The sequence below is a fragment of the Thermithiobacillus tepidarius DSM 3134 genome (genome assembly GCF_000423825.1).
In the GTDB taxonomy this organism is placed as follows: Bacteria; Pseudomonadota; Gammaproteobacteria; order Acidithiobacillales; family Thermithiobacillaceae; genus Thermithiobacillus; species Thermithiobacillus tepidarius.
The window spans coordinates 1-23,910 of the sequence record NZ_AUIS01000006.1; the positions used below are offsets into that span (position 1 = coordinate 1).

The 23,910-nt window shown below is 66.0% G+C and carries 31 protein-coding genes; 21 read left to right on the forward strand and 10 right to left on the reverse strand.

The features are described from left to right. The first annotated feature begins 344 nt into the window (after positions 1-344). The 4 genes from G579_RS0103635 to G579_RS0103650 are packed head-to-tail and all read left to right on the forward strand — an operon-like array spanning position 345 to position 2,936. Positions 345-944 (forward strand): type IV toxin-antitoxin system AbiEi family antitoxin domain-containing protein, encoded by a 600-nt coding sequence (locus G579_RS0103635; protein WP_028989091.1) that lies wholly within the window; start codon positions 345-347, stop codon positions 942-944. Further along, positions 941-1,867 carry a nucleotidyl transferase AbiEii/AbiGii toxin family protein gene (locus tag G579_RS0103640; protein WP_211218643.1) on the forward strand — a complete coding sequence of 309 codons (927 nt, stop codon included), beginning with the start codon at positions 941-943 and terminating at the stop codon, positions 1,865-1,867. Before G579_RS0103635 ends, G579_RS0103640 begins: the two co-directional genes overlap by 4 nt. Continuing rightward, the gene (locus G579_RS0103645; protein ID WP_038018039.1) at positions 1,864-2,352 is read left to right on the forward strand and encodes a hypothetical protein; all 489 of its coding nucleotides are present in this window, start codon (positions 1,864-1,866) and stop codon (positions 2,350-2,352) included. Before G579_RS0103640 ends, G579_RS0103645 begins: the two co-directional genes overlap by 4 nt. Then, complete coding sequence (locus G579_RS0103650; protein ID WP_028989094.1) at positions 2,349-2,936, forward strand: nuclease-related domain-containing protein; 588 nt, start codon at positions 2,349-2,351, stop codon at positions 2,934-2,936. Before G579_RS0103645 ends, G579_RS0103650 begins: the two co-directional genes overlap by 4 nt. Before the next feature lie 31 nt (positions 2,937-2,967). Here the strand turns inward: G579_RS0103650 and G579_RS0103655 are convergent, their stop codons facing one another. The 7 genes from G579_RS0103655 to G579_RS0103685 all read right to left on the reverse strand — a co-directional run bounded on the left by G579_RS0103655 (position 2,968) and on the right by G579_RS0103685 (position 7,884). After that, positions 2,968-3,387: a LacI family transcriptional regulator gene (locus G579_RS0103655; protein WP_230973779.1), complete on the reverse strand. Its 420-nt coding sequence runs from the start codon at positions 3,385-3,387 to the stop codon at positions 2,968-2,970. A gap of 83 nt (positions 3,388-3,470) precedes the next feature. Next, positions 3,471-4,829: a recombinase family protein gene (locus tag G579_RS0103660; RefSeq protein ID WP_028989096.1), complete on the reverse strand. Its 1,359-nt coding sequence runs from the start codon at positions 4,827-4,829 to the stop codon at positions 3,471-3,473. After that, positions 4,826-5,323 carry a DUF2924 domain-containing protein gene (locus tag G579_RS0103665; RefSeq protein WP_028989097.1) on the reverse strand — a complete coding sequence of 166 codons (498 nt, stop codon included), beginning with the start codon at positions 5,321-5,323 and terminating at the stop codon, positions 4,826-4,828. Before G579_RS0103665 ends, G579_RS0103660 begins: the two co-directional genes overlap by 4 nt. Further along, positions 5,320-5,538, reverse strand: a complete 219-nt coding sequence (locus G579_RS18530) for a hypothetical protein (RefSeq protein WP_072755421.1) — start codon at positions 5,536-5,538, stop codon at positions 5,320-5,322. The genes G579_RS0103665 and G579_RS18530 overlap by 4 nt, the downstream gene beginning before the upstream one ends. A gap of 139 nt (positions 5,539-5,677) precedes the next feature. Beyond that, positions 5,678-6,640 carry a hypothetical protein gene (locus G579_RS18970; RefSeq protein WP_155989733.1) on the reverse strand — a complete coding sequence of 321 codons (963 nt, stop codon included), beginning with the start codon at positions 6,638-6,640 and terminating at the stop codon, positions 5,678-5,680. Between the two features lie 15 nt (positions 6,641-6,655). Further along, on the reverse strand, positions 6,656-7,567 hold the full coding sequence (locus G579_RS0103680; RefSeq protein WP_028989099.1) for an ImmA/IrrE family metallo-endopeptidase: 912 nt from the start codon (positions 7,565-7,567) through the stop codon (positions 6,656-6,658). Continuing rightward, positions 7,564-7,884, reverse strand: a complete 321-nt coding sequence (locus G579_RS0103685; protein WP_028989100.1) for a helix-turn-helix domain-containing protein — start codon at positions 7,882-7,884, stop codon at positions 7,564-7,566. The genes G579_RS0103680 and G579_RS0103685 overlap by 4 nt, the downstream gene beginning before the upstream one ends. A gap of 186 nt (positions 7,885-8,070) precedes the next feature. Here G579_RS0103685 and G579_RS0103690 point away from each other — a divergent pair, with 186 nt between their 5' ends. From G579_RS0103690 to G579_RS0103770, 17 genes are all read left to right on the forward strand, one after another. Further along, positions 8,071-9,294, forward strand: coding sequence for a hypothetical protein (locus tag G579_RS0103690; protein ID WP_028989101.1), 1,224 nt, complete (start codon positions 8,071-8,073; stop codon positions 9,292-9,294). Positions 9,295-9,302: 8 nt separating this feature from the next. Continuing rightward, positions 9,303-10,259, forward strand: coding sequence for a hypothetical protein (locus tag G579_RS0103695; RefSeq protein WP_155989734.1), 957 nt, complete (start codon positions 9,303-9,305; stop codon positions 10,257-10,259). After that, the gene (locus G579_RS0103700) at positions 10,259-10,549 is read left to right on the forward strand and encodes a DUF2188 domain-containing protein (RefSeq protein ID WP_017364503.1); all 291 of its coding nucleotides are present in this window, start codon (positions 10,259-10,261) and stop codon (positions 10,547-10,549) included. Before G579_RS0103695 ends, G579_RS0103700 begins: the two co-directional genes overlap by 1 nt. A gap of 189 nt (positions 10,550-10,738) precedes the next feature. Next, positions 10,739-10,951, forward strand: coding sequence for a helix-turn-helix transcriptional regulator (locus G579_RS0103705; RefSeq protein ID WP_024892258.1), 213 nt, complete (start codon positions 10,739-10,741; stop codon positions 10,949-10,951). Then, positions 10,948-11,418 (forward strand): hypothetical protein, encoded by a 471-nt coding sequence (locus G579_RS0103710; RefSeq protein WP_028989103.1) that lies wholly within the window; start codon positions 10,948-10,950, stop codon positions 11,416-11,418. Before G579_RS0103705 ends, G579_RS0103710 begins: the two co-directional genes overlap by 4 nt. A gap of 5 nt (positions 11,419-11,423) precedes the next feature. Continuing rightward, on the forward strand, positions 11,424-11,705 hold the full coding sequence (locus tag G579_RS0103715; RefSeq protein WP_038018048.1) for a hypothetical protein: 282 nt from the start codon (positions 11,424-11,426) through the stop codon (positions 11,703-11,705). Continuing rightward, positions 11,702-12,559 (forward strand): ATP-binding protein, encoded by an 858-nt coding sequence (locus tag G579_RS0103720; RefSeq protein ID WP_028989105.1) that lies wholly within the window; start codon positions 11,702-11,704, stop codon positions 12,557-12,559. The genes G579_RS0103715 and G579_RS0103720 overlap by 4 nt, the downstream gene beginning before the upstream one ends. A gap of 12 nt (positions 12,560-12,571) precedes the next feature. Continuing rightward, a complete protein-coding gene (locus G579_RS0103725) occupies positions 12,572-13,174 on the forward strand; it encodes a hypothetical protein (protein WP_028989106.1) in 603 nt (200 codons plus the stop codon). A 14-nt stretch (positions 13,175-13,188) separates the two neighbouring features. Next, on the forward strand, positions 13,189-14,865 hold the full coding sequence (locus G579_RS0103730; protein ID WP_028989107.1) for a DEAD/DEAH box helicase: 1,677 nt from the start codon (positions 13,189-13,191) through the stop codon (positions 14,863-14,865). 155 nt (positions 14,866-15,020) lie between these two features. Beyond that, positions 15,021-15,218 (forward strand): DUF6511 domain-containing protein, encoded by a 198-nt coding sequence (locus tag G579_RS15675; protein WP_154656694.1) that lies wholly within the window; start codon positions 15,021-15,023, stop codon positions 15,216-15,218. An 11-nt stretch (positions 15,219-15,229) separates the two neighbouring features. Continuing rightward, a complete protein-coding gene (locus G579_RS0103740) occupies positions 15,230-15,985 on the forward strand; it encodes a PD-(D/E)XK nuclease family protein (RefSeq protein WP_028989108.1) in 756 nt (251 codons plus the stop codon). After that, positions 15,949-18,171 carry an AAA family ATPase gene (locus tag G579_RS0103745; RefSeq protein ID WP_211218644.1) on the forward strand — a complete coding sequence of 741 codons (2,223 nt, stop codon included), beginning with the start codon at positions 15,949-15,951 and terminating at the stop codon, positions 18,169-18,171. The genes G579_RS0103740 and G579_RS0103745 overlap by 37 nt, the downstream gene beginning before the upstream one ends. Positions 18,172-18,419: 248 nt before the next feature. Beyond that, positions 18,420-18,947 carry a crossover junction endodeoxyribonuclease RuvC gene (locus tag G579_RS0103750; protein WP_230973780.1) on the forward strand — a complete coding sequence of 176 codons (528 nt, stop codon included), beginning with the start codon at positions 18,420-18,422 and terminating at the stop codon, positions 18,945-18,947. After that, positions 18,944-19,159, forward strand: a complete 216-nt coding sequence (locus G579_RS0103755; protein ID WP_028989111.1) for a hypothetical protein — start codon at positions 18,944-18,946, stop codon at positions 19,157-19,159. Before G579_RS0103750 ends, G579_RS0103755 begins: the two co-directional genes overlap by 4 nt. Beyond that, positions 19,146-19,541: a DUF6362 family protein gene (locus G579_RS0103760; RefSeq protein ID WP_028989112.1), complete on the forward strand. Its 396-nt coding sequence runs from the start codon at positions 19,146-19,148 to the stop codon at positions 19,539-19,541. The genes G579_RS0103755 and G579_RS0103760 overlap by 14 nt, the downstream gene beginning before the upstream one ends. A 375-nt stretch (positions 19,542-19,916) precedes the next feature. Next, complete coding sequence (locus G579_RS0103765; protein ID WP_230973781.1) at positions 19,917-21,413, forward strand: site-specific DNA-methyltransferase; 1,497 nt, start codon at positions 19,917-19,919, stop codon at positions 21,411-21,413. Beyond that, positions 21,410-22,675 (forward strand): site-specific DNA-methyltransferase, encoded by a 1,266-nt coding sequence (locus G579_RS0103770; RefSeq protein ID WP_028989114.1) that lies wholly within the window; start codon positions 21,410-21,412, stop codon positions 22,673-22,675. Before G579_RS0103765 ends, G579_RS0103770 begins: the two co-directional genes overlap by 4 nt. Here G579_RS0103770 and G579_RS0103775 read toward each other — a convergent pair. From G579_RS0103775 to G579_RS0103785, 3 genes are all read right to left on the reverse strand, one after another. After that, positions 22,639-23,007 (reverse strand): hypothetical protein, encoded by a 369-nt coding sequence (locus G579_RS0103775; RefSeq protein WP_028989115.1) that lies wholly within the window; start codon positions 23,005-23,007, stop codon positions 22,639-22,641. The two genes, G579_RS0103770 and G579_RS0103775, sit on opposite strands and share 37 nt — an antisense overlap. A gap of 71 nt (positions 23,008-23,078) precedes the next feature. Next, on the reverse strand, positions 23,079-23,291 hold the full coding sequence (locus tag G579_RS0103780; protein ID WP_026045831.1) for a hypothetical protein: 213 nt from the start codon (positions 23,289-23,291) through the stop codon (positions 23,079-23,081). A gap of 98 nt (positions 23,292-23,389) precedes the next feature. Then, positions 23,390-23,905: a DUF3489 domain-containing protein gene (locus tag G579_RS0103785; protein WP_028989116.1), complete on the reverse strand. Its 516-nt coding sequence runs from the start codon at positions 23,903-23,905 to the stop codon at positions 23,390-23,392. Positions 23,906-23,910 lie beyond the last annotated feature (5 nt).

The following is a 23,910-nucleotide window of genomic DNA, read 5'->3' on the forward strand; positions in this document are numbered from 1 at the left end:
CCACCAATATATAAAGGTCAACCGTTCTCGGTTGGCCTTTTTTCTTGCGCGCTCCCGCGTGTTCGCGGGGACTCCTGCGGATTCCTGCGGACTTCCTTCCTCCGGTCGTCTCGCCCATCTCGGACCCATTTCGCTCTCTCCGCGCCGTTATTCTCTCCAGCCTCGCTCCCCGACTAAGGGCCGAAGTCCGCAGAGGCCGCAACGCGGACCCATACAGATCAATGGGTTACGCGCTGACGAATCAAACGGTTGGATTGCGGCATCGGCAGGCAAAGGAAACCATGTCAGTTGTGTTTTGTCGGTAGTTCTTGACAGCTACCGACGTTTCGCAACATTATGACGACATGGACAGTTCGCACCAGAGCATTCTGGATCTTGCCGCCCAGCGCGGCCTTATTCGCCCACGCGATCTCAATGAGCGTGGGCTGCCCACGGTCGCCCTCACGCGGCTGGTGCGGCAAGGGCTGCTCCAGCGCGTGGGACGGGGCCTGTACGCGATTCCGGACCGGCCCGTCTCGGAACACGGTGCACTTGCCGAGGTGGCACGCAAGCACCCGCAAGCCATCATCTGCCTGCTGTCGGCACTTCGCCTACATGAACTCACCACACAGTCGCCGTTCGAGGTCTGGCTGGCAATCCCCAACAAGGCACGCGCGCCAAAGATGGACTATCCCCCGCTGCGCATCGTGCGCTTCTCCGGCGCCGCGCTGACGGAGGGGGTCGAGGAGCACCTCATCGATGGTGTGCCTGTGCGCGTGACCAACGTCGCCCGGACGGTGGCCGACTGCTTCAAGTACCGCAACAAGATCGGCCTGGATGTCGCGCTGGAGGCGCTGCGTGAGGCCTGGAAAGGAAAGCGCGTCGGCATGGACGAACTGTGGCAGTTTGCCAAGCTGTGCCGGGTGGCCAACGTCATGCGCCCCTACCTGGAGAGCCTGACGTGAGCAGCCGGAACACCGCCGCCTCGGTCCGTGCACGACTGCTCGCCAAGGCCCGCACCGACAAGCAGGACTTCAACCTCGTCCTCACCCGCTACGCCCTGGAGCGGCTCCTGTATCGCCTGAGTGTTTCCGCTCATGCGGATCACTTCCTGCTCAAGGGCGCCTTGCTGTTCGATCTGTGGTTCGACATCCCGCATCGTCCGACACGCGACGCCGATCTGCTGGGCTTCGGCTCGGCCGAGATCCCGCATGTCGAGGCGGCGTTCCGGGATATCTGTGCGGTGGAACTGGACGACGGCATACGCTTTCAAGCCGACTCGGTACACGCGGAGGAGATCCGCAAGGAAGCCAACTACTCCGGTGTCCGGGTCACGCTGATCGGCCTGTTGGACGGTGCCCGATGCCACGTGCAGGTCGACGTGGGTTTCGGCGACGCCGTGACGCCCGGCCCCGAGGCCGTCGACTACCCGGTGATGCTGTCGGAGATGCCAGCCCCGAAGTTGCGTGCCTACCCCCGCTACACGGTCATCGCCGAAAAGCTGGAGGCACTGGTGTCGCTCGGCATCGCCAACAGCCGCATGAAGGATTACTTCGATCTCTGGATCTTGTCGCGCTACACCGACTTCGACGGCGCGCTCCTGTGCAAGGCGATCCACGCCACCTTCGAGCGCCGCAGGACACCGCTGCCGGACGGTGTCCCTTTCGGCTTGAGCGACGAATTCGCGCAGGATCGGCAGAAGCAGACCCAGTGGCAAGCATTCCTGAGAAAGAATGCCTTGGACGAGCTTCAGATTTCCGAGGTCGTTGCCGGTCTGCGTGTATTCCTGTCGCCCCCGCTGGACGCACTCCGGCAAGCTACCGCTTTTCCGAAAACATGGCTTGCCGGAAACGGGTGGACGTCGAGCAGCGAGGAATCGGGCCGATGACCTGGAATCCCGATCTGCTCTTGGAGGATTTTCGCCGTGTCGCCAGCATGGCTGGCGTCTCGTTGGCGCTTAATGCCATCGCGATCGAGCGATGCCCTGCGCCGCACGTGCCTCCCAGGGGATTACCGCCCGGCACCATGGCGGTGTACATCTTCTCGTTTGGGCCTCATGTGCTGAAGGTCGGGAAGGTCGGCCCCAACAGCGCTGCTCGCTACACGGCTCAACACTACAACGCCGGCAGCGCGAAGAGCACTCTGGCAGCCTCCTTGATCAAACACGGCGAGCGCATCGGCGTCGCTGGCCTGAACGAAACGAACGTCGCCGGCTGGATCAGGGAGCACACCGATCGGGTGAACTTCATCCTCGATGCGTCGCTCGGTGTCCACGTCCTCAACCTCCTCGAGGCATTTCTGCAGTGCCGCCTTCGGCCTGAGTTCGAGGGATTTGCCAGCCAACGGATCGATCGCGAGGGCGGACAGGCATGAAAGAGGACATCCTCGAACAGATGGTGGACGAGTACCTGCAGCACAAAGGGTACTTCACCAGGCACAACATCAAGTTCCGGCCCGCCGGCGATCACGCGGAGTACGACACCCGCCAGGATGCCGTGCATAGCGACATCGACGTAATCGGCATCCATCCGCGACTCGACGGTGCGCGTCGGGTAATAGTGGTGAGCTGCAAGAGCTGGCAGGGTGGCTTTCGTCCCGAATACTGGATCGATGCCATCGCCAAGAACAAGGTGGTCTCGGGGCGTGAAGCCTGGCGCGGGTTTCGCGAACTGACCAGGGAGAAGTGGGCAGCAGCGTTCAGGACGACGGTCGCCGAACTGACGGGATCGTCCTCGTTCACCTACATCACAGCCGTCACGAAAGTCGTCGGCAACCGAGCGGCGTGGCAGGACAACGCGACGTTCTGCGAGAATCTCGGCGGCAACCCCATCGAGATACTGACCTTCGGCGACATGCTGAAGGAACTCTTCCCGTCCATCGACACGACTCCGGCATCATCGGAAGTCGGACGGGTTCTGCAGCTGATCAAGGCGTCAGGCTGGTCTCTCGACAAGTAATCCAACCCGAAGGATTCCCGTGCGACGGTAATCAGCGATCGATGATGGCCCGCTGCTCGTCCCACAACAACGGCGTTCCCGACGCCAGATCGAACAGCGTCACCTCTGGCGGCAAAGTCTCGTCGAGGATGGCGGCGACGATATCGGGTGCCAGGGTGGTGAGGTTCACCATCCGGCTCACATAGGCCCGATCCATCCCCTCGCGTTCGGCCACCTCGGTCAGCGTGCGTGCCTGGCCGGACTCCACCATCGCCAGCCAGCGGTGGCCGCGGGCGAGCGCGAGCTGGATCGGCGTCGGCGTGTCATCCCACGGGCGTGGTTGCACGGCGCCGCCGTCCGGCAGGGTCACGGCCTTGCGGCTGCCGCGACGCTTGATCCGGATTGGCACGGTGACGGTGAGGCTGCCGTCGCTGGCGGTGATCACCTCGGCCTGACCGGTCTTGTCGATCAAGATTTCGCTGCGGGCTCCATCCCTGGAGCCCGTCCCTGCGGGACCAGCCTTGCGGCTGTCCAAATTCGTTCCCGACGAATTTGTCATGCCACGGCCTCCTCAAGGGTTTCCGGGGCGGGTTCGGGGCGCAGCTCCAGGGCGAGCACCTCGATGCCGTTGGGCCGGAACCGCACCTCGATGTCGTTCGGCGAGACGATTACCTTGTCGATGAGGAGCCGCACGATGCGCTGCTGCTCGGCCGGAAAGAGCTGATCCCAGATCGCATCCAGCCGGGTCATGGCCACCGTGACCTGGGCCTCGTCCCAAGAGGGATCGAGCCGGGCGGCGCGCTCGGCCACCCCGGCGACCATGTCCGGGGCGCGCAGCACGCGGCGCATCTGCTCCAGCACCGCGGCCTCCAGCTCGCCGGCCGGCAAGCGCGGCAGCCCGGAGGCACCGGCGTGCTCCTTGTTCTCCCGCGTCGGCAGGTAGTAGCGGTAGATGCGTCCGTTCCTCTTGCGCGTGGACCAGGGCGTGAGCGCCCGGCCATCGATCCCCACGACGATCCCCTTGAGCAGGAACGGCACCCGGGCGCGGGTGTTGTTGCCTCGCACCCGCGAGTTCTGCGCGAGGATCGCCTGGACGGCGTCCCACAGTTTGCGCTCGACGACGGGTGGGTGCTCGCCCGGATACCACTGATCACGATGGCGGATCTCGCCCCGGTAGACCCGGTTGTTGAGGACCTTGTAGACGAGGCTCTTGTCGATGAGCTTGCCCTCGCGCACCCGCCCGTCCTGGGTGGTCCAGGCCTTGGAGGTCACGCCGTCGAGGCGCAGCTCCTTCACGAGCATGGTCGAGGACCCGAGTTCGACGAAGCGCTGGAAGATGTGGCGGACGATCTTGGCCTCGCGCTCGTTGGGCACCAACCTCCGGTTCTCGACGTCGTAGCCGAGCGGCGGCACGCCGCCCATCCACATGCCCTTGCGCTTGCTGGCGGCGATCTTGTCGCGGATGCGCTCTCCCGTCACCTCGCGTTCGAACTGCGCGAAGGAGAGCAGGATGTTGAGCATCAACCGCCCCATCGAGGTGGTGGTGTTGAACTGCTGGGTGACCGAGACGAAGGAGACCCCGTGGCGCTCGAACACGTCGATCATTCGCGAGAAGTCAGTCAGCGATCGCGTTAGGCGGTCGATCTTGTAGACCACCACGATGTCGATCCTGCCGGCCTCGATGTCGGCCAGCAGCCGCTTGAGCGCCGGCCGGTCCATGTTGCCACCGGAGAAGGCGGGATCGTCGTAGTCGTCGGCCACCGGAATCCAGCCCTCCGCGCGCTGGCTGGCGATGTAGGCGTGGCCGGCGTCGCGCTGGGCGTCGATGGAGTTGTACTCCTGGTCGAGCCCCTCGTCGGTGGACTTGCGGGTGTAGACGGCGCAGCGCAGGCGGCGCTTCAGAGTTTCGCTCATCGCCGGCCTCCCTGCTTCTTCGGATTCTTCTGCTTGGCCGGCGCCTTCACGCCGAAGAAGAGCGGCCCGGACCAGCGGGTGCCGGTGATCTCGCGGGCGATCATGGACAGGCTCGGGTAGCGCCTGCCCTCGAACTCATACTGTCCGTCCTGGGCGACCGTCACCCGGTGCTCGATCCCCTGGTACTCCCGGGTGAGCACGGTGCCGGGCATCAGCCGGATGTCGCGATCGAGCTTGCGCGCCTTGCCGGTCTCCACCAGGGCCTTGATGCGCCGCTTGTTGCGCTCCAAGAGGCTGGGATCGACCTTGCGGAACTCGATCTCTTGCAGCTTGTACGCGATCCGCCGCTCCATGAACTGGCGATTGGGCGTCGGGTTGTCGCTGCCGAAGAGTTCTCGCCAAAGCGCCCTCATTTCCTCTATCGAGAGATCCGGGAGCCCGGCGATCCGGGCGACGACGCTCGGCGGGGTGGGTGGGACGGTGCTTGCCTTCATGGAGCCTCCTCCAAAGTGTTGTTGACGGGGTGGCTATGAAGGCGCTGGTGGCCGGAGAAGCCAAGCTCAAACTCGCTCTCCGCGGGGCCGCCTGCGGACTGGGCGAACACGGCCTCGCGCAGTCGGACGAGGCCGTGGGCCAGCAAGGATGCGGCTTCGCGCCGGCGCTGCTCCGGCGTCATCCGTTCGGGTGGTAGGTGGTTGATCGTGCACATCGGTATCGGTCCTGAACGTCTAACTCGCTTGATGACGAGATTGTCCGGTCAGGCCTCTACCTGCGCCATGAGGGAATTTCGAACGGCTGCGAATCAGCGGGGAGTAATGAGGAAACGACCCGGGCCGGGAGGGACGTCGTCACCCGTGATTCTGCATTTTCACGAATAGGTCGCCGATGTTGGCACCGTCGAACGCTAACTCGAACCGTCCGTCGATCAACTCCGCTCGCCCGTAGGCATACCATCGAACACTTGCAGCTTCTGCTACCGCGCGCTCGAGTTGACGAAGCAATGCCCTCCGCGCGCCGCGTAGCTGCCCTTCGTCTACGTCATGCAATGAAACGATGATGACGAATGGTCGTGTGGAGTTGTCGTCATCGATCTTTCCCGGCCGTTCGGACATGATTACGTAGCCGTCGTCGTTTGCCGTCACCTTGGCGTGCTTACCGTGAAAGACGCGTGGGTACTTCGGGACCGGAAACCAAAGGTCATGGAGCGCGCCTCGATAGGTCGTCGAGTAACCGCGCAAGTCGATCGGCGCTTGCAGCACCTCGCGAATCCAGCTCTGGCGCTCGGTGTCGGGCCAGCCGTGCTCTTTCTGCTTCTCGTAAGCATCCGCCAGGACCGCAAGGTGCGCTTCGGCCAGCGACTGAACAAGCGACACACGAAACCGCGCCACGCCGTAGCGGCGTCCTGCAGCCTCCCGGCGACGACGGATCTCGTCTGGAGTGGGAGCGCGGGCAGGCGCGCCGCCTGCGGGCCTCGGGGGTCGATCGACGTACTCGGCGAATTCCGTCGGCAACGAGAACTGGCGCTTCTCGATGTGTGCCTGAACGGGCTTTTTCCCGGTCGGGTGTTGGTAGTTAGATGAATTTCCGTCGCAACCCGAATAGTGCTTTGCACCGCCGCGACGGGTTCGAAAATGCGGACTCTTGCCGATCTCTTGATCTGCCGGCGCATAAACCAGCACTGGATCGAGCAACACTCCGCAGAACGGACAAAAGAACTCTGTATAGAGCGTCTCATCACGGAGATACAGATCGCGAAAGTAGAGCGCGGAGTGGAAATCTCCGAATGGTTCCAGCGCGGCGACCTCAGACATTTCGCTACCCCTTCTTCAGCGCACCGGCAGCTGCCCGTTGCGGATAAAGCGATCGAAGGTGTCTTCCTCCGATTCCTCATCGTCGTGATGGGCTCCCTGCCACTCGGCTTCCGGCAGCAGGAGCAGGGTCAGGGTGTATTCGTACTGGCCAGCGTCCCTGATCATCTCATTGACCATCATGGATTCAGGCTCGCGCGGAAACCAAAGCCTCGCCGGTGTGGTTTGCTGCTGGCCGACGGCCAAGGCGTTACTGCTGTGCGCCAGCGCATCACACGGCAGCTCGATCGTGTTCTTGCGGGTCGCGAAGTAGGCACCGGACCTGAGCGCTCCCGTGTTCGACTTGGCCCACAGCATGTGGTCGTCGCGGCTGGCGATGAGGACTGCCCGTTTGGGCGCGATCTCGGTCCAGCGCAAAGCTGCCGCAGTCAGCGAGACGCCGTAGCGGTCGGCGCAGTGACCCAGCAGATCGAAGCTGACTGGCTGCCCGTCCACCTGCCGCCGAAAGTCATCCAGCGGCATCAGCAGGGTCGAAGCGAAAAGATCCGCCTCGGCCTCGATGTCCCTCTCGTTGTTGTCACCGGTCTCGATGTCGTCGTCGCCACACTCGAAACGATCCTGCTGGTGGCGATGGAGGATGTAGTGACCGAACTCGTGCGCGATCGTGAAGCGTTTGCGACCCTCCGATGGGGTGGCGCTGTTGTACAGGATCAGCCACTTCGACCGCGTCTTGTTCGCCGCCAGCATGCCGTCGAATCCGTCCAGCGCTTCCCCCCGGACCTTGTCTACGGGCGAATCCGCGAAACACTGGCGCGAGTACTCGATGGCGAGCTCATCGACCTTGACCGGAAACCGATCCGTGCCCAGAACCGCGTTGAGCATGGCCGAGATGCGGTTGGCCTCGGCCATGGGCTTTTTCGCCTCTGTCATTCATCTTCCCAAGCGTCGAGGATCTTGCGGATCTTCTTCTTGTCCGGCTCGGACATGTTCTTGTACTTACGGAAGAAGGCCTCATCGAGCACTTCTTCGTCCGGCGTGGTCGCCGACTCGGTGAGCAGGAATTCTGTAGTCACCTCGAGTACGGCAGCGATCTTGCCGACCTTCTCAGCCGAGGGCTTCGGTTCGTCCTTGTTCTCCAGCTCCCAGATGTAGCTCTTACTAGAGTCGGTCAGTTCGGCCAACTGCTCAAGGCTGAGCTTCTTCTGTTTCCGCAATGCGCGGATCTTGTCCCCCAAGGGCGATGGCACCGGTATCTCCTAATCGTTCTGCGTCAGTCCGAAGATGTTACCACTACGCCGAACGATTTCGTACCTGCTTGACAAACCCAGCATCACTTCGAGACAATCTGAAACGTTCGGCACACCGAACGTTCGCGTCCTTGGTGGGATGTGGCGGCGCCGGGCATCGTCCGTCTGAAGAAGGAGAAGAAAGGCATGACCGCGTTCAACCCTCGTCACCTCGCCCGTCAGGTTCCGGCCACCACTTGGCAGGCGTATCTGTCCTCCCGTTCCATCGCCATCCCCGAATCTTTCGACTGGAACGCCGAGGAAAAGGCATTTTCCGATGCCCTGATCGCCCTCCTGGAGGAACTCGAACCGGATCAACAGGCCCTGCTGCACGCCGAGCTGCGCCATGTCTACGCCCTCGCGACCCAGAAAGGCATCGATGCGATCCTCAACGCCAGCGACAACGACGTGGCCATTCGGGAGGACTTCGGGCAGCTCCGCAACCACGCCGAGCGGGCCATGTGGGTGTTGGTGAACTGGCCGCAAACCTTCATGACGGCCGAGGCGCTGCTTCAATTCGATCTCGGCGTCGGCAAGCGGTCGTGGAAACGGCAAGCCATCAAGGTGACCGAGCCGGTGTCCCGAGAGGCTGCCGACATCGAGGGATTGCAGGCCGCCTTGTCCGAGGTACTCTCGAAACGCAAGGGACCGCGGCGCGCCTGCCACGTGGACGTCTGCGACCGTCACCTGGACGGCGGTGTGCAGATCAGCGTCTACGTGGAGGACGATCCCAACGATCTGGTGGAGTTCGTCGAAGAGGGCATGCGCCGCCGGACGACCCGCCCGGCGACCAATCTCGCGCTGGTCTACTTCCCCGCATCCGGCATCGTCGACACCGTCGGCCGGGGCGGCGCCAAGGTCCACCAGCCGCTGGTGACGCTCTTCGCACGCCATCTGCTGAAACAGGAGGTCAAGCCCGAGGCTGTGAAGCAGCCGATGTTCTATCTCAACCGGCTGCGGCACGGCTTGGACCTTCCGGAGGACAGCGAAATCGACCTCGCCGCCCACGGCATTGACCGCATTCGCCTCCGCCGCGCCCGGCTCAGGAGCACGAGGGCGCCGATCAGCGACTTCTGGGTAGGCGTACCGGCGGATCAGGCCGAACACTGCGTGCTCGCTGCTTCGAGCGCCCACCTGAAGGACCACGACCTGTTCCGCGGTCCGTTCAATATCGTCGAGGCCCTCATCAGCATCTACTTCGCCCCTGCCGAGGTGGGCAAGCGCGGTCGCGTACTGAACATCGACATCAAGCAATCGGGGATCTCCAACCTCCAGGACATGGCAGAGGAGGACGCCAAGCTCGCTGAGCGCCTCCTGCGTGCCTGGCGCGTCTCCGAACCGACCGAGGTCGAACTGGCCCTGGTCGCGTAGAAGCCGCCGTGCAAGCACGCAACGACATCGCATTCGGCCTGCTCTGCGGGCTCGTCGAGGAATCCGAGGGAAGCCTCCATCCGGATGCCGCCCGGTATTCCGGACAAATGGATGCCTATCGGCATCTCCTCGACCTCGGCGCCCTCGGGGCGGGTGATGGTGTCGGATCGAGCATCCTCTGTCCCTGGTGCGGAATGGGCGATCTGGAGGGGATTCGCTTCGAGCAAGGAGGCCGCCAGGGGTACTGCACGGACTGCGGCTGGGTGGATCTGGCCAGTGATCAAGTGACACGGCTCAGGGTGGACATCACGCGCATCGTCCGCTGGCTCGCCTCGGCCCTGGGCCTTGCGGGACGGTATCAACATGAAGAGCTGGTTCCGACAGCGCTGTGGCGCCTGGGCGAGATCGAACATCGGCGAAAGCGGCGCATTATCTTCTTCGGTCGAAGGCTGAACGACCCGGCCTTGACGCCCATCATCGAACATCGACTGCGCAATGCCTGCGCACCGGGTTGCGGCGTCCTCATCACCACTACACCCGACGTCGCCCAAGCGATCCAGGCCGCCGGCCATCTCGTCGTTGCGCTGCGTGCCGTGGCGCATCTCCGCAAGGCCGGCTTCGTCATCGAGAATCTCGACGCATACCTCGACGGCTCCGCCGGGATCGGCGAACGGGATTCGGAAACCTCCCTGCGGCTCATGCACTCCGGCCGCATCGCACTGATCGACGGAGAGCGGCACGCACTGTCGCCCCAGGTCTACGGCTTTCTTTCGGTACTCGCGCAGGGCGGCGGCGATCCCGTCCATAAACGCACCATCGCCGACGCCTTGGAAATCGATGTCGACAAGTGCAAGGGCGCGGACATCTGCAAGCGGCACAAGGCCGTCTACCGCACCTTCGTCGCCCACGACAACGACGGTCACTATTGGCTGAAACCCGAATTCGTCAACGACCAAAGGAGGTGATGCACCCAACGAAGCGCAATCCTTTCATCCGGCAGTTCAACTTCGATCTCGATGAGGTGAATGACATGAGTGGTAAGAACCAGTGGGTCGTCCGCAACGGCGACAAGTGGGGTGTCCGGGGGGAAGGCAACGACCGCCTGACATCCGTACACGATACGCAACAGGAAGCCTTCGAGCGCGCACGCGACATCGCGCGCAACCAGGGCAGCGAGGTGCTCATCCAGGGCGAGGACGGGAAGATCCGCGAGCGCAACAGCTACGGCAAAGATCCGTTCCCGCCTCCCGGCTGACCACCCCGCATTTCCACCCCCGATAAGGGCCCGGAGCCAACCACTCCGGGCCTTTTTCTTTTCCGGCTCTGCGAAGGGCCGATTTGCACGATTTGCCCGCCCGTCCTGCCCGCTTTGCCCGCCGGTTTGCCCACCCCCTGAAACCCAGAATGACCTCACGTTTCCGCAACAACCCGTAAGGAGCGAACCGTGAGTATCAAACACCTCAACCAACGCCAACTGGCCGACCGTTGGGGCGTCAGCGAAGCCACCTTGGAACGCTGGCGCTCCGAAGGAATCGGGCCGGTCTTTCTCAAGATCCAGGGGCGCGTGCTCTACCGCGTCGAGGACGTCGAGTCCTACGAGGCGGAGTGCCTGCGCAAGAGCACCTCCGAGCGCGTCGGCGCGGGAGGTGTGGCATGAGCCGCCTCACCCCCGACCAGGTTCTCGCCACGCCGGCCGGCGAGCTCGCCGCGCTGCAAAGCGATGCGCTGTTCCAGCTCAAGAACGACGCCGCCGATCTGCTCTCTGCCGCCAAGGCCATCGTCGAGCACCTCGAACGCGCGCTGGAGCTGAAGTACGCCGACCGCGCCCACGCCCTGCGCCTGGCCGCCGGCAAGGATACCGGTGTCGTGCATTTCGACGACGGCCGCGTGCGCGTCACCGCCGACCTTCCCAAGCGGGTCGAGTGGGATCAGAAGCGGCTCGCCGAGATCGTGCGCCGCATCGCCGAGGGCGGAGAGGACCCCGCCGAGTACGTCGAGACCGCCTACCGCGTCTCCGAGACCAAGTTCAACGCCTGGCCGGAGTCGCTGAAGAGCGCCTTCGCCCCCGCCCGCACCCTCAAGACCGGCAAGCCCGGATTCCGTCTCGCCCTGTTGGAGGAGTGACCGTCATGTTCAAGAACCGCACTTTGCTCGACAAGCTGAAAAAGCAGCACCCCTATCTGCTGGAGTCCCTGCCGGAACGGATCGGGACGAATGGCGCCGACGTGGCCATCGAAGAAGCCACCCTGGACCAGATCGCCTTCGCCGTCATCGCCCTCGAAAACGAGGTCCGGCCCATCAGCCGCCGCATGAACGCCTTGCGGGAGCTCTACGACCTCGCCCGCAAACATGGCGCACTGGGCGCGCACCGGATCGGAGACGCCTTCGCCGACAAAGGAGGCCGCTCATGACCCTCCCCATCATCTCCGCCGACCAACGCCTGGCCGAGAAGCGCGGCGTGAAAGGCGTGCTGGTCGGCAAGAGCGGCATCGGCAAGACCTCGCAGCTCTGGACGCTGGCGCCCGAGGCGACGCTGTTCTTCGACCTCGAGGCGGGCGACCTCGCCGTCGAGGGCTGGGCGGGCGACACCATCCGCCCGCGCACCTGGCAGGAGTGCCGCGACTTCGCGGTGTTCATCGGCGGTCCGAACCCGGCGCTGCGCGAGGACCAGCCCTTCAGCCAGGCCCACTTCGACGCGGTCTGCGCGCGCTTCGGCGACCCGACCGTGCTCGACCGCTACGACACCGTGTTCGTCGACTCGATCACCGTCGCCGGGCGTCTGTGCCTGCAGTGGTGCAAGGGCCAGCCGCAGGCCTACTCCGAGAAGACCGGCAAGCCCGACACCCGCGGCGCTTACGGGCTGATGGGCCAGGAGATGATCGCCTGGCTCACCCACCTGCAGCACACGCGCGGCAAGAACGTGTGGTTCGTCGGCATCCTCGACGAGCGTCTCGACGACTTCAATCGCCGCGTCTTCCAGCTGCAGATCGACGGCTCCAAGACCGGGCTAGAGCTGCCGGGCATCGTCGACGAGGTGGTGACGCTGGCCGAGCTCAAGGCCGACGACGGCAGCGCCTACCGCGCCTTCGTCTGCCACACGCTCAACCCCTGGGGCTACCCCGCCAAGGACCGCTCCGGCCGCCTCGACCAGATCGAGGAGCCGCACCTCGGCCGGCTGATGGCCAAGATCGCCGGCCCCGCGCGCCCCGCACTCGAACGCCTCGACTTCGCGCGCCCCGCGCCTTCCGAACCCGTGCAGCAATAAGGAGCCACGACCATGAGCTATTTCGATTTCAACGATGCCAACGAGCAGTCCTCGTTCGACCTGATCCCCAAAGGCACGCTGGTGCGCGTGCGCATGACCATCCGCCCCGGCGGCTTCGACGATGCGAGCCAGGGCTGGACCGGCGGCTACGCCACCCGCAACGACAACACCGGCTCGGTGTACCTCAACTGCGAATTCGTGGTGATGGAGGGTGAGTACGCCCGCCGCAAGCTGTGGTCGCTGATCGGTCTCTACAGCCCCAAGGGGCCCGAGTGGGCCAACATGGGCCGCGCGTTCGTCAAGGCGATCCTGAACTCCGCGCGCGGCGTCCATCCGGGCGACGCCAGCCCCCAGGCCCAGAACGCGCGGCGCATCGCCGGGTTCGCCGACCTCGACGGCATCGAGTTCCTCGGCAAGGTCGATTGGGAGAAGGATCAGAACGGCCAGGACAAGGCCGTCATCAAGCAGGCGATCCAGCCGGATCACAAGGAATACGCCGCGCTGATGGGCAACGCGCGTCCGTCGGCCCCGGCGCCTTCGGCCACCACGCCCAACGCCTATGCCCAGGCCACGGGTCGCGCTCCGGTCACGGGCCGTCCGAGCTGGGCGCAGTAAGGGGGACTGCCGGCATGATGCTTCGTCCCCGTCAGGCCCTGCTGGTGGAGCGCTCGCTCACGGCGCTGCACCAGCACGGCAACACCCTGGCCATCGGCCCGACCGGTTCGGGCAAGACCATCATGCTGTCGGCGGTGGCCGGCGGCGTGTTGGAGCAGCCCGACGCGAAGTCCTGCATCCTCGCGCACCGCGACGAGCTCACCGCCCAGAACCGGGAGAAGTTCTGCCGGGTCAATCCGGGCGTCGCGACCTCGGTGTTCGATGCCAAGGAGAAGTCCTGGGCCGGGCGCGCCACCTTCGCGATGGTGCAGACGCTCTCGCGCGACGCGCATCTCGACGCGATGCCCACGCTCGATCTGTTGGTGGTCGACGAGGCGCACCATGCCGCCTCGCCGTCCTACCGGCGCGTGATCGATCGCGTGCTGTCGCGCAACCCACGGGCGCTGATCTTCGGTGCCACGGCCACGCCCGCACGCAGCGACGGCAAGGGGCTGCGCGAGGTGTTCAGCAACGTGGCCGACCAGATCACTCTGGGCGAGCTCATCGCCTCGGGCCATCTGGTGCCGCCGCGCACCTTCGTCATCGATGTCGGCGCGCAATCGGCCCTCGCCCAGGTGCGCCGCACCGCCACCGACTTCGACATGACCGAGGTGGAGGCGATCCTCAATAAGACGCCCATCACCGATGCGGTGATCCGTCACTGGCGCGAGAAGGCCGGCGAGCGCAAGACCATCGTGTTCTGCTCCACCGTGGCCCACGCGCAGTGCGTGGCCGACGCCTTCGTCGCCGCCGGCATCCGCGCCGTGCTGATCCACGGCGAGTTGTCGGACGCCGAACGCAAGGTGCGCCTCGCCGAATACGAGACCGGAGAGGCGCAAGTCGTGGTCAACGTGGCGGTGCTCACCGAAGGCTACGACTACACGCCCACCTCCTGCGTGGTGCTGCTGCGCCCCAGCTCCCACAAGTCGACGCTGACCCAGATGATCGGGCGGGGGCTTCGCACCGTCGATCCGGCCGAGCATCCCGGCGTGGTCAAGACCGATTGCATCGTGCTCGACTTCGGCACCGCGACGCTCATGCACGGCTCGCTGGAGCAGGAGGCCAACCTGGACGGCCACCAGCACCAGGGCGAGGCGCCCACCAAGGAGTGCCCCTCCTGCGAGGCGACGGTGCCGCTCGGCAGCCGCGAGTGCCCACTGTGCGGCTTCGAGTGGACCATTGATCCGGCCGAGCAGGCGGAGGCGCTGGACGACTTCGTCATGACGGAGATCGACCTGCTCAAGCGCTCCAACTTCCGCTGGTGTGATCTCTTCGGCTGCGACGACGCCCTGATGGCCACCGGCTTCGGCGCCTGGGGCGGGATCTTCTTCCTCAACGGTCGCTGGCACGCGGTCGGCGGAGGCAAGGATCTGCAGCCTCGTCTGCTGGCGGTCGGCGATCGCACGGTCTGCATGGCCAAGGCGGATGACTGGTTGAACGAGAACGAGTCCCTCGACACCGCCCACAAGACCCGCCGCTGGCTCAACGAGCCGCCCACCGAGAAGCAGCTGCGCTACCTGCCGCAGGCCATGCGTTCCGACTTCGGGCTCACCCGCTACCAGGCCTCGGCGCTGCTCGCCTTCCAGTTCAACAAGTCGTCCATCCAGCGTCTCGTGCTGGCGGCCAACGACGAGCACCGGAGGGCGGCGTGATATGCGCGATCTGCGGACGAGAGGGACGCGGCTTCTGCTGGCTGTCGCCGAGGAATGGCCCGCGTGCGCCGGACGGAAAGCCTCTGTTCAAGCGCTTCTGCTCGATGCGCTGCCAGGACATCCATCTGCGCAGGCTGAAGGCGGGAGGCGGCGTCGTGATTGATCCCACCCACAACGAGAAGGCCGCGATGGAGGCCGTGCTGCCCCACCTCGGCGAATACGTCGCCGCCATCGGGATGGACCGGCCGCTGTCGGCCTACAGCCGCAAGGAGGTCCTGCAACTGGTCGACGTGGTGCTCACCGCCTACTTCGACAACCTGCGTGAGATCACGCCCGACGACGTGCCGTTCTGAGGGGGGTGGCCATGCTCGATTACAACCACCGCCCCAAGTTCCACGAGCGCGTCGGCGCCGTCATCGACGAGGCGCTGGCGCGTGAACGTGCCTCACAAACGCCGCGCCGTTATCTCGGCGCGTCACGGCTCGGCGTGGCCTGCGAGCGCGCACTGCAGTACGAGTACGCCCAGGCCGCGGTCGATCCCGGCCGCGAGCTGCCCGGGCGGGTGCTGCGGGTGTTCGAGGTCGGGCATGCCCTGGAGGATCTGGCGATCCGCTGGCTGCGCCTGGCCGGCTTCGAGCTCTACACGCGCAAGGCCGACGGCGGGCAGTTCGGTTTCTCCGTCGCCGGCGGCCGCATCCAAGGACACGTCGACGGCATTCTCGCCGCCGGCCCCGCCGACATCGATCTCGCCTGTCCCGCGTTGTGGGAGTGCAAGACGATGAACGACCGGGCGTGGCGCGAGACCGTCAAGCAGGGCGTGGCCCGCGCCAAGCCGATCTACGCCGCCCAGATCACCGTCTACCAGGCCTACATGGAGGCGCACGTTCCCGGCATCTCCCGCCATCCGGCGCTGTTCACCGCCATCAACAAGGACAGCGAGGAGATCTGGTTCGAGCTCGTGCCGTTCGACGGCGGGCTCGCGCAGCGCATGTCGGACCGGGCCGTGCGCGTCATCACCGCCACCGAGGCCGGCGAGCTGCTGCCCCGTCACGCCACCACGCCGACCCACTTCGAGTGCAAGTCGTGTCCTTGGCAGGACCGCTGCTGGAGACCGGCTTGATGGCGGAAAACATCGTCTGGCTCGATTTCAATGACGCACCGGATCAGCAGACGCATGCGTCGTCTGATACCGAGGCGCTGCGCAGGGGCCTGCTCGATCGCCTGGAGGCGGTGTTGCTCTACCTGTTCCCACAGGGCCGCATCCGAGGCGGCAAATTCTTTGTCGGTGACGTCGACGGCAACTGGGGCAAGAGCCTGGTGGTCGAGCTCGAGGGCGAGCGGCGCGGCCTGTGGAAGGACTTCGCCTCCGACGAAGGCGGCGACGTCATCGATCTATGGGCGCGCTCGCGCGGGCATTCCGCCCGGCACGACTTCCCCCGCCTCGCGGACGAGATCCGCCGATGGCTCGGCCTCGCACCGCCCATCGGCCGAGCGAAGCCATCAGATGTCCGCAGCGCACCAATCGACGAGCTCGGCCCCTACACTGCGAAGTGGGACTACCTCACGGCGGACGGTCGGCTCATCGCCTGCGTCTACCGCTACGACCCGCCCACCGGCAAGGAGTACCGCCCCTGGGACGTGCGCGCCCGCATGTGGCGCGCCCCCGACCCGCGTCCGCTCTACAACCTGCCGGCCGTGGCCGAGGCGCGCGACGTGGTGCTGGTCGAGGGCGAGAAGGCGGCTTGCGCCCTGATCGGGACGGGCATCACGGCGACCACGGCCATGAACGGCGCGCGGGCGCCGATCGACAAGACCGACTGGACGCCGCTCGCGGGCAAGCACGTGCTGATCTGGCCGGATCGCGATGCGCCGGGCTGGGACTACGCGGAGAATGCCGCGCGCGCCTGCGTGGCCGCCGGTGCGGCGTCGGTCGCCATCCTCGTGCCGCCCACCGACAAGCCCGACAAGTGGGACGCGGCCGATGCCGTGGCCGAGGGCTTCGATTGCGCCGAGTTCATTCGTGATGGCGAGCGCAGGGTCGTGAAGACCGCCGCCCCCGGGCTCCCGACCTTCACCCTGGGCATGCTGCTGGACGACGACTCGCCGCTGCCGGCGGATCTCGTCGCGCCCCGCGTGCTCACCCCGGGCGGTCTGCTGGTTTTCGGCGGCGCGCCCAAGGTGGGCAAGAGCGATTTCCTGCTGGCCTGGCTCACGCACATGGCGGCGGGCGCGAGCTTTCTCGCCATGACGCCGCCGCGCCCGCTGCGAGTGTTCTACCTGCAAGCCGAGGTGCAGTACCACTACCTGCGCGAGCGCGTGAAGGAGATCCGCCTCCCGCCCAGTCGCCTGGGGGCGGCACGCGCCAACTTCGTCGCCACCCCGCAGCTGCGCCTGGTGCTGGACGACGCCGGGATCAATCAGGTCATCCCCGCCATCGCGCAGGCCTTCGGCGGCGAGCCGCCCGACATCATCGCCATCGATCCCATCCGCAACGTCTTCGACGGCGGGGACGCGGGCGGCGAGAACGACAACGCCGCCATGCTGTTCTTCCTGTCACAGCGGGTGGACCGCCTGCGCGATGCGGTGAACCCGGACGCCGGCGTCGTGCTGGCCCACCACACCAAGAAGCTCGGCAAGAAGCAGTTCGAGGAGGACCCGTTCCAGGCGCTGGCCGGGGCCGGGAGTCTGCGCGGCTACTACACCACCGGCATGTTGCTGTTCCGCCCGGACGAGACGCGCACCACGCGCCAGCTGATCTTCGAGCTGCGCAACGGCGCGGCCATCCCCTCGATGCACGTGGACAAGATCCGGGGCGAGTGGCGGGAGGTGGATGCCAACGAGCGGTTGGTGATGAAGGACTACGGCGAGCGGCTCGATGCCGAGCGTCGGCGCAAGCGCGACGCCATCCTGCAGATCCTGTTCGACGAGGCGGCCCAGGGGCGCTGCTACACCGCCAACCAGTTCGCGGAAAGCTTCGAGGGCAAGGCGGGGCTCGGTGGCGAGCGCACCATCCGCGAGCGCCTCTCCGCGCTCTCGACCCAGGGCTACATCAAGTACTTCCGCAATGCGCAGGACTACGGCCTGCCGCCCGCCCGCACCAAGTTCGGCTACCTGTGCGTCGAGGCGATGGTGCTGCGCTCGGTCGTCGGCGAGCCCGATCCAGCCACGGGCGAAGTATCGCTGCGCGAACTGCCGGTGCTGCCCACCCACTTCAAATGCCCGCAATCGGGGGCCGCATTGCCGGTCGAGAACCCCGAGGTGTGGGTTTACCAAGACGACCTGAACGACCCCGAGGAGCCCGCATGAACACGCACAGCCAAGTTGGCAAAACCGCTGCCAACTTCCCCCCGATTTTCAGAGACGTTGGCAAGTTGGCAAACGCCTGCCAACTTGAATCCCATACTGATCAACGCGTTAGGGAGTTGTCGGCAGATTGGCAAGTTGGCAACGCTGCCAACTTGCCAACTTCCCCAAACCCGCGTGGTTGCTGGGTTTCCGGAGATTTCCAAGTTGGCGAAAACTCCCTCCCCCCTTCGGGGGGAGAGGAACACGCGGTGTCCTCTCCTCCGACCCGAAGGGGTCTGCCCGGCACGGAAGGTCGGGATCGGGGACCGGGCACGGCCATCCTGAGCCTCGACCTGGGCACCCGGACCGGCTGGGCGCTGCTCGGCCGTGACGGCTCCATCACCAGCGGCTCGGAGTCCTTCAAACCCCGGCGCTTCGAGGGCGGCGGCATGCGTTACCTGCGCTTCAAGCGCTGGCTCACCGAGGTCAAACAATCGGCGGACGGGCTGGATGCGGTGTACTTCGAGGAGGTGCGCCGCCACGCCGGAGTGGATGCCGCACACGCCTACGGCGGCTTCATGGCGCAGCTGACCGCCTGGTGCGAGCACCACGGCATCCCGTACCAGGGCGTGCCGGTGGGCACGATCAAGAAGCACGCCACCGGCAAGGGCAACGCCGGCAAGCAGGAGATGGTGGCCGCCATGCAGGCCCTGGGTTTCCGGCCCGCGGACGACAACGAGGCCGACGCGCTGGCGCTGCTGATGTGGGCCATCGCGACGCAGGAGGTGCCGGCATGAACGCGCCCAGCCCCCACTATCGTTGCCCCCTCGGGCGCCTGCAACCGACTCGCCCGGACGTCGATGCCATCAAACGCGACGGCTGGCGGGACCAGGGCATCCTGGTGGTCTCGCTCGACGACGAGCGGCTCGACTGGATCGAGCGGGAGCTGGTGAAGCGCATCGGCGAGCGGCTCTACGGTCGCCAGGGAGACGGCCATGTGGAGCGTTGACGACGTCGCCGAGCGCTTCCGGGAGGCCGCCCAGACCGCGCGACGCCTGCCGCCGGTCCGCGTCCAGGGCTACTTCAACACCTGGCCGGCCATCCTGCGCCAGCCGTGGGAGACCTACTCGGGCGAAGACGTGCTGTACCGCTTTCCGCCCGACCCGGCCGCCATCGACCGCATGACGGAGACGATGCGCTGGGTGCTGTGGCTCACCGAGGAGCAGCGCCATCTCGTCTGGATGCGCGCCGAGGAACGGGGGTGGCGGGAGATCTGCCGGCGCTTCGGCTGTGACCGCACCACGGCCTGGCGGCGGTGGCAGAAGGCGCTCGACATCGTCGCCTGCCGTCTGAACGAGCAGACCCGCCGGACCGTGGCCAGCCTTTCATGAGTGAAGTTGCGGGTCGTTTCCAACGCGGTCCAAGCCATGCGGGCGGATGCGGAACGATGCCGGTTTCGAGCCATTTTGGACGTGCAACACTTCACCCGTTTTTGCGCTAGGATTTCGCTAACCTCGCGAGAGAAGCATGTGCGAAGGCCACGGAGCGATCCGTGGCCTTCGTCGTTTCTGCCTTCGCGATCCGACCCGCCGAGCGCGATGGGTCCTTCCTGGCCGAAAAGCCATGCGGGGGGCGCGAGCGCGACGCTTTTCTAGCGTCAGAGTGCAAACCGGGGTTTGCAGGGTTTGCGGTTTGCAGGCCCCATCCCTGGGGCCTGCCGCTTCGCGGCCAGCCTGCGGCTGTCCAAATCCGCTCCAGGCGGATTTGTGCACTCCCCGATACACATCACGAGCCCGCCCACGATTCTCCGTCGGCGGGCTTTCCATTTCGAGGTTCCGATCCTGAACACGCTCAACGTCGAGTACCGCAAGGTCGAGACGCTGATTCCCTACGCCCGCAATCCGCGCACGCACAGCGACGAGCAGGTCGCGCGCATCGCCGCCAGCATCGCCGAGTTCGGCTGGACCAGCCCGATCCTGGTCGATGGCGACCATGGTGTGATCGCCGGCCATGGCCGACTGCTGGCCGCACGCAAGCTGGGGCTGACCGAGGTGCCAGTGATCGAGCTCGCGCACCTCACCCCGGCGCAGAAGCGCGCCTATGTGATCGCCGACAACCGGCTCGCGCTCGATGCCGGCTGGGATGAGGCCATGTTGGCGCTGGAGTTCGCGGAGCTGGCCGACGCCGGCTTCGATCTGGACTTGACCGGCTTCTCGGCCTCCGAGATCGAAGGCCTGCTCGATCAGATCGAGGAGACGGAACCGGCAGCCGATGAGGACGAGCGTGCACCGGAAGGCGACGCGGACGAGGACGACGTCACGCCGCCCACGGTTGCGGTCACGCGGCCCGGCGACTTGTGGCTGCTGGGCGAACACCGGCTGCTCTGCGCCGACAGCAGCGACGCTGCCGCCGTCGCGCACCTCCTCGATGGCGAGCGCGCTCGCGTGCTGTTCACCAGCCCGCCCTACGCGAACCAGCGCGACTACACCACCGGCGGGATCGATGACTGGAACGCGCTCATGCAGGGCGTGTTCGGCGCCGCCCGCAGCGCGCTGCACGAGGACGCGCAAATCCTGGTCAACCTCGGCCTCGTCCATCGCGACGGCGAGTGGCAGCCGTATTGGGACGGCTGGATCGAATGGATGCGCACCCAGGGCTGGCGCCGCTTCGGCTGGTACGTCTGGGACCAGTCGGTGACCGTACCCGGCGACTGGGCCGGTCGCCTCGCGCCGCGCCACGAGTTCGTGTTCCACTTCAACCACCAGGCGCGCAAGCCGAACAAGATCGTGCCGTGCAAGTGGGCCGGCCACGAAACGCACCTGCGCGCCGACGGTTCCTCCACCGCGATGCGCGGCAAGGATGGCAAGGTCGGCGAATGGAACCACGCCGGCACGCCGACGCAGGAGTTCCGCATCCCGGACTCGGTCGTCGAGGTGACGCGCCAACGCGGTCGCATCGGCAACGGCATCGATCATCCGGCGGTGTTCCCGCTGGGTCTGCCGAAGTTCTTCATCGAGGCCTATTCGGACGAAGGTGAGATCGTGTTCGAGCCGTTCTCCGGCAGCGGCACGACCATACTCGCGGGCGAGGACTGCGGCCGCCGCCTGCGCGCCGTCGAGCTCGCCCCCGAGTACGTTGACGTCGCGCTGCGCCGCTGGCTGCAGCACCACCCAGGCACAGCGCCGGTGCTTGCCGCGACCGGCCAGACCTTCGCGGAGGTCGCCGCCGAACGGCTGGGTGAGAAGGCGGAGGTCGCTGCATGAGTTGGCTGGCCGACCGCATCGAGCATTGGCCGCTCGACAAGCTGTTGCCCTACGTCCGGAACGCGCGCCAGCATTCGGAGGACCAGATCGCGCAGATCGCGGCCTCCATCGCCGAGTTCGGCTTCGTGAATCCGATTCTCACCGGCGCCGACGGCGTGCTGGTGGCAGGCCACGGGCGGCTCGCTGCCGCGCACAAGTTGGGTCTTGCCACCGTGCCGGTGGTCGTACTCGACCACCTGACTCCGACCCAGCGCCGTGCGCTAGTGCTCGCGGACAATCGGCTCGCGGAGCTTGCGACCTGGGACAACGATCTGCTGCGCATCGAACTGGAGGCGCTGCAGGACGATGGCTTCGATCTCGACCTGACGGGCTTCGACGCCGATGCACTGGCCGACCTGCTCGCTGGCGAAGAGCAGGAGCATGAGGGCCAGACGGAGGACGACGCCGTTCCCGATGTGCCCGAGGAACCCGTCTCCCAGCCGGGCGACGTCTGGCTACTCGGGCCACACCGCCTCGTCTGCGGCGACGCGACCACCGCCGAGGCCTTCGCGCTCCTGTTCCCGGACGGCGAACGGGCGGACATGGTGTTCACCGATCCGCCCTACAACGTGAACTACGCCAACAGCGCAAAGGACAAGCTGCGGGGCAAGCACCGCCCCATTCTCAACGATGCGCTGGGCGAGGGCTTCTTCGATTTCCTCTACGACGCACTGGCGCTGATCAATGCGCACACACGCGGCGCGATCTACATCGCCATGTCGTCGAGTGAACTGGATACGCTACAGGCGGCCTTCCGCGCCGCCGGCGGCCACTGGTCGACCTTCATCATCTGGGCGAAGAACACCTTCACCCTCGGCCGCGCCGACTACCAGCGCCAGTACGAGCCGATCCTCTACGGTTGGCCCGAGGGCGCGGAGCGCCACTGGTGCGGCGACCGCGACCAGGGCGACGTGTGGCAAATCAAGAAGCCGCAGAAGAACGATCTGCACCCGACGATGAAGCCGGTGGAACTGGTCGAGCGCGCGCTGCGCAACTCCAGCCGTCCGGGCGACGTGGTGCTCGACCCCTTCGGCGGTTCCGGCACGACACTGATCGCCGCCGAGAAGTCGGGGCGCGTCGCGCGCCTGATCGAACTCGACCCGAAGTACGCGGACGTGATCGTGCGCCGCTGGCAGGACTGGAGCGGCAAACAGGCCACCCGCGAGGCGGATGGCCTGGCGTTCGATCAGGCGGCGAGTTCCTCCTCGACGATCTCGCAGTGAATCACGAACCCGGTGAGGTACGGCAACCCGCGCGGGATGCCGTAGTCCTTACTGGTGCGGCGTCCGATGGTCCATTCCATCCACTGCCGGGTGGCGGCGCAGATCGCGTCGTGGAGGGCATGGCCCGCATGCATGTGGTTGAGGACTTCGTCCGCGAAGTGGCGTCCGTGGCGGCTGTCGAGGAAGGCCCGCACCGCTTCGAAGGGCTGCCCCGTGGCGTCGGAGATGGCGTTCATCGCGATGGGCCAGGCGGCTTGCGCGTGCGCGTCCATCGTGCCCCAGAAGCCCCAGGCTTCGTTGCGGGTGGCGGGGATCGTTTTGGCTGTGGTCATCGTTGTTTCCTTCGTTGATCGTTGCGACACACGTATGAACGCGCTGTTCGATCGGGAAGCCAAGCTCAATCTCAATCCTCTCGCATCGCCTGCTGGCGACCGGTTACGGCGGCCAGCTTGGCGCGGGCCGACGCGCTTTCCCAGTGGCAGGGTCCGTTGCCGTGCGCGGCCTCTTCGCTCCAGCGGGCCAGGATTTCGTCATCGCTCCAGCCCTTGGCGGTGAGGTAGGCGTAGTCGTCGGCGTCGTAGTTGCTGTGGGTGAGGATGGCGCGGGTGGGTTTCATGCTGTGCTCCTTGGCGTGGATGGTTGCGACACCCGTATGAACGCGCTGCCGGCGCGGGAAGCCAAGCGTTTTCTGCTTGGCTTCCCATTCCGATTGAATCACGCGATTCGGTAGATGCGCTCGCCGCCCTCGGGCTTGTCCGAGGTGATGGTGAGGCCCATCTTTTTCTTGAAGGCGTTGGCGAAGGTGCCGCGCACCGTGTGCGCCTGCCAGCCGGTGAGTTCGCAGATCTGGCGCACCGTCGCGCCCTCCGGGCGCCGGAGCATCGCGATGACTTGGGCCTGCTTGCTGTTCTCGCGGGTGCGGGGCTTGGTCTCGGCGCGCTGCGGTGCCCAGGTGGCCTCGGCGGCTGCGACCTCCGCCTCGAGATCCGCATCTGCCTCCACCGAGGCCGGCGCGGGACGCGGGCGCCCCAGGGCTTCGTAACCCTCGGCGGCGACGGACCAGTCGGTGCCGTCGGTGGTGATCAGGGCCCGATTGCAGAGGCCGTCCAGTACCTTCTTGCGGGCGCCGCCTTTCACGTTGTCGGGGAACCACTCGATCTTGCCGCCGGTGTGCTCGACGGCGTAGGCCAGGATGGCGTGCTGGGCGGGGGTGAGTTGGATGGTGCTCATCTGAT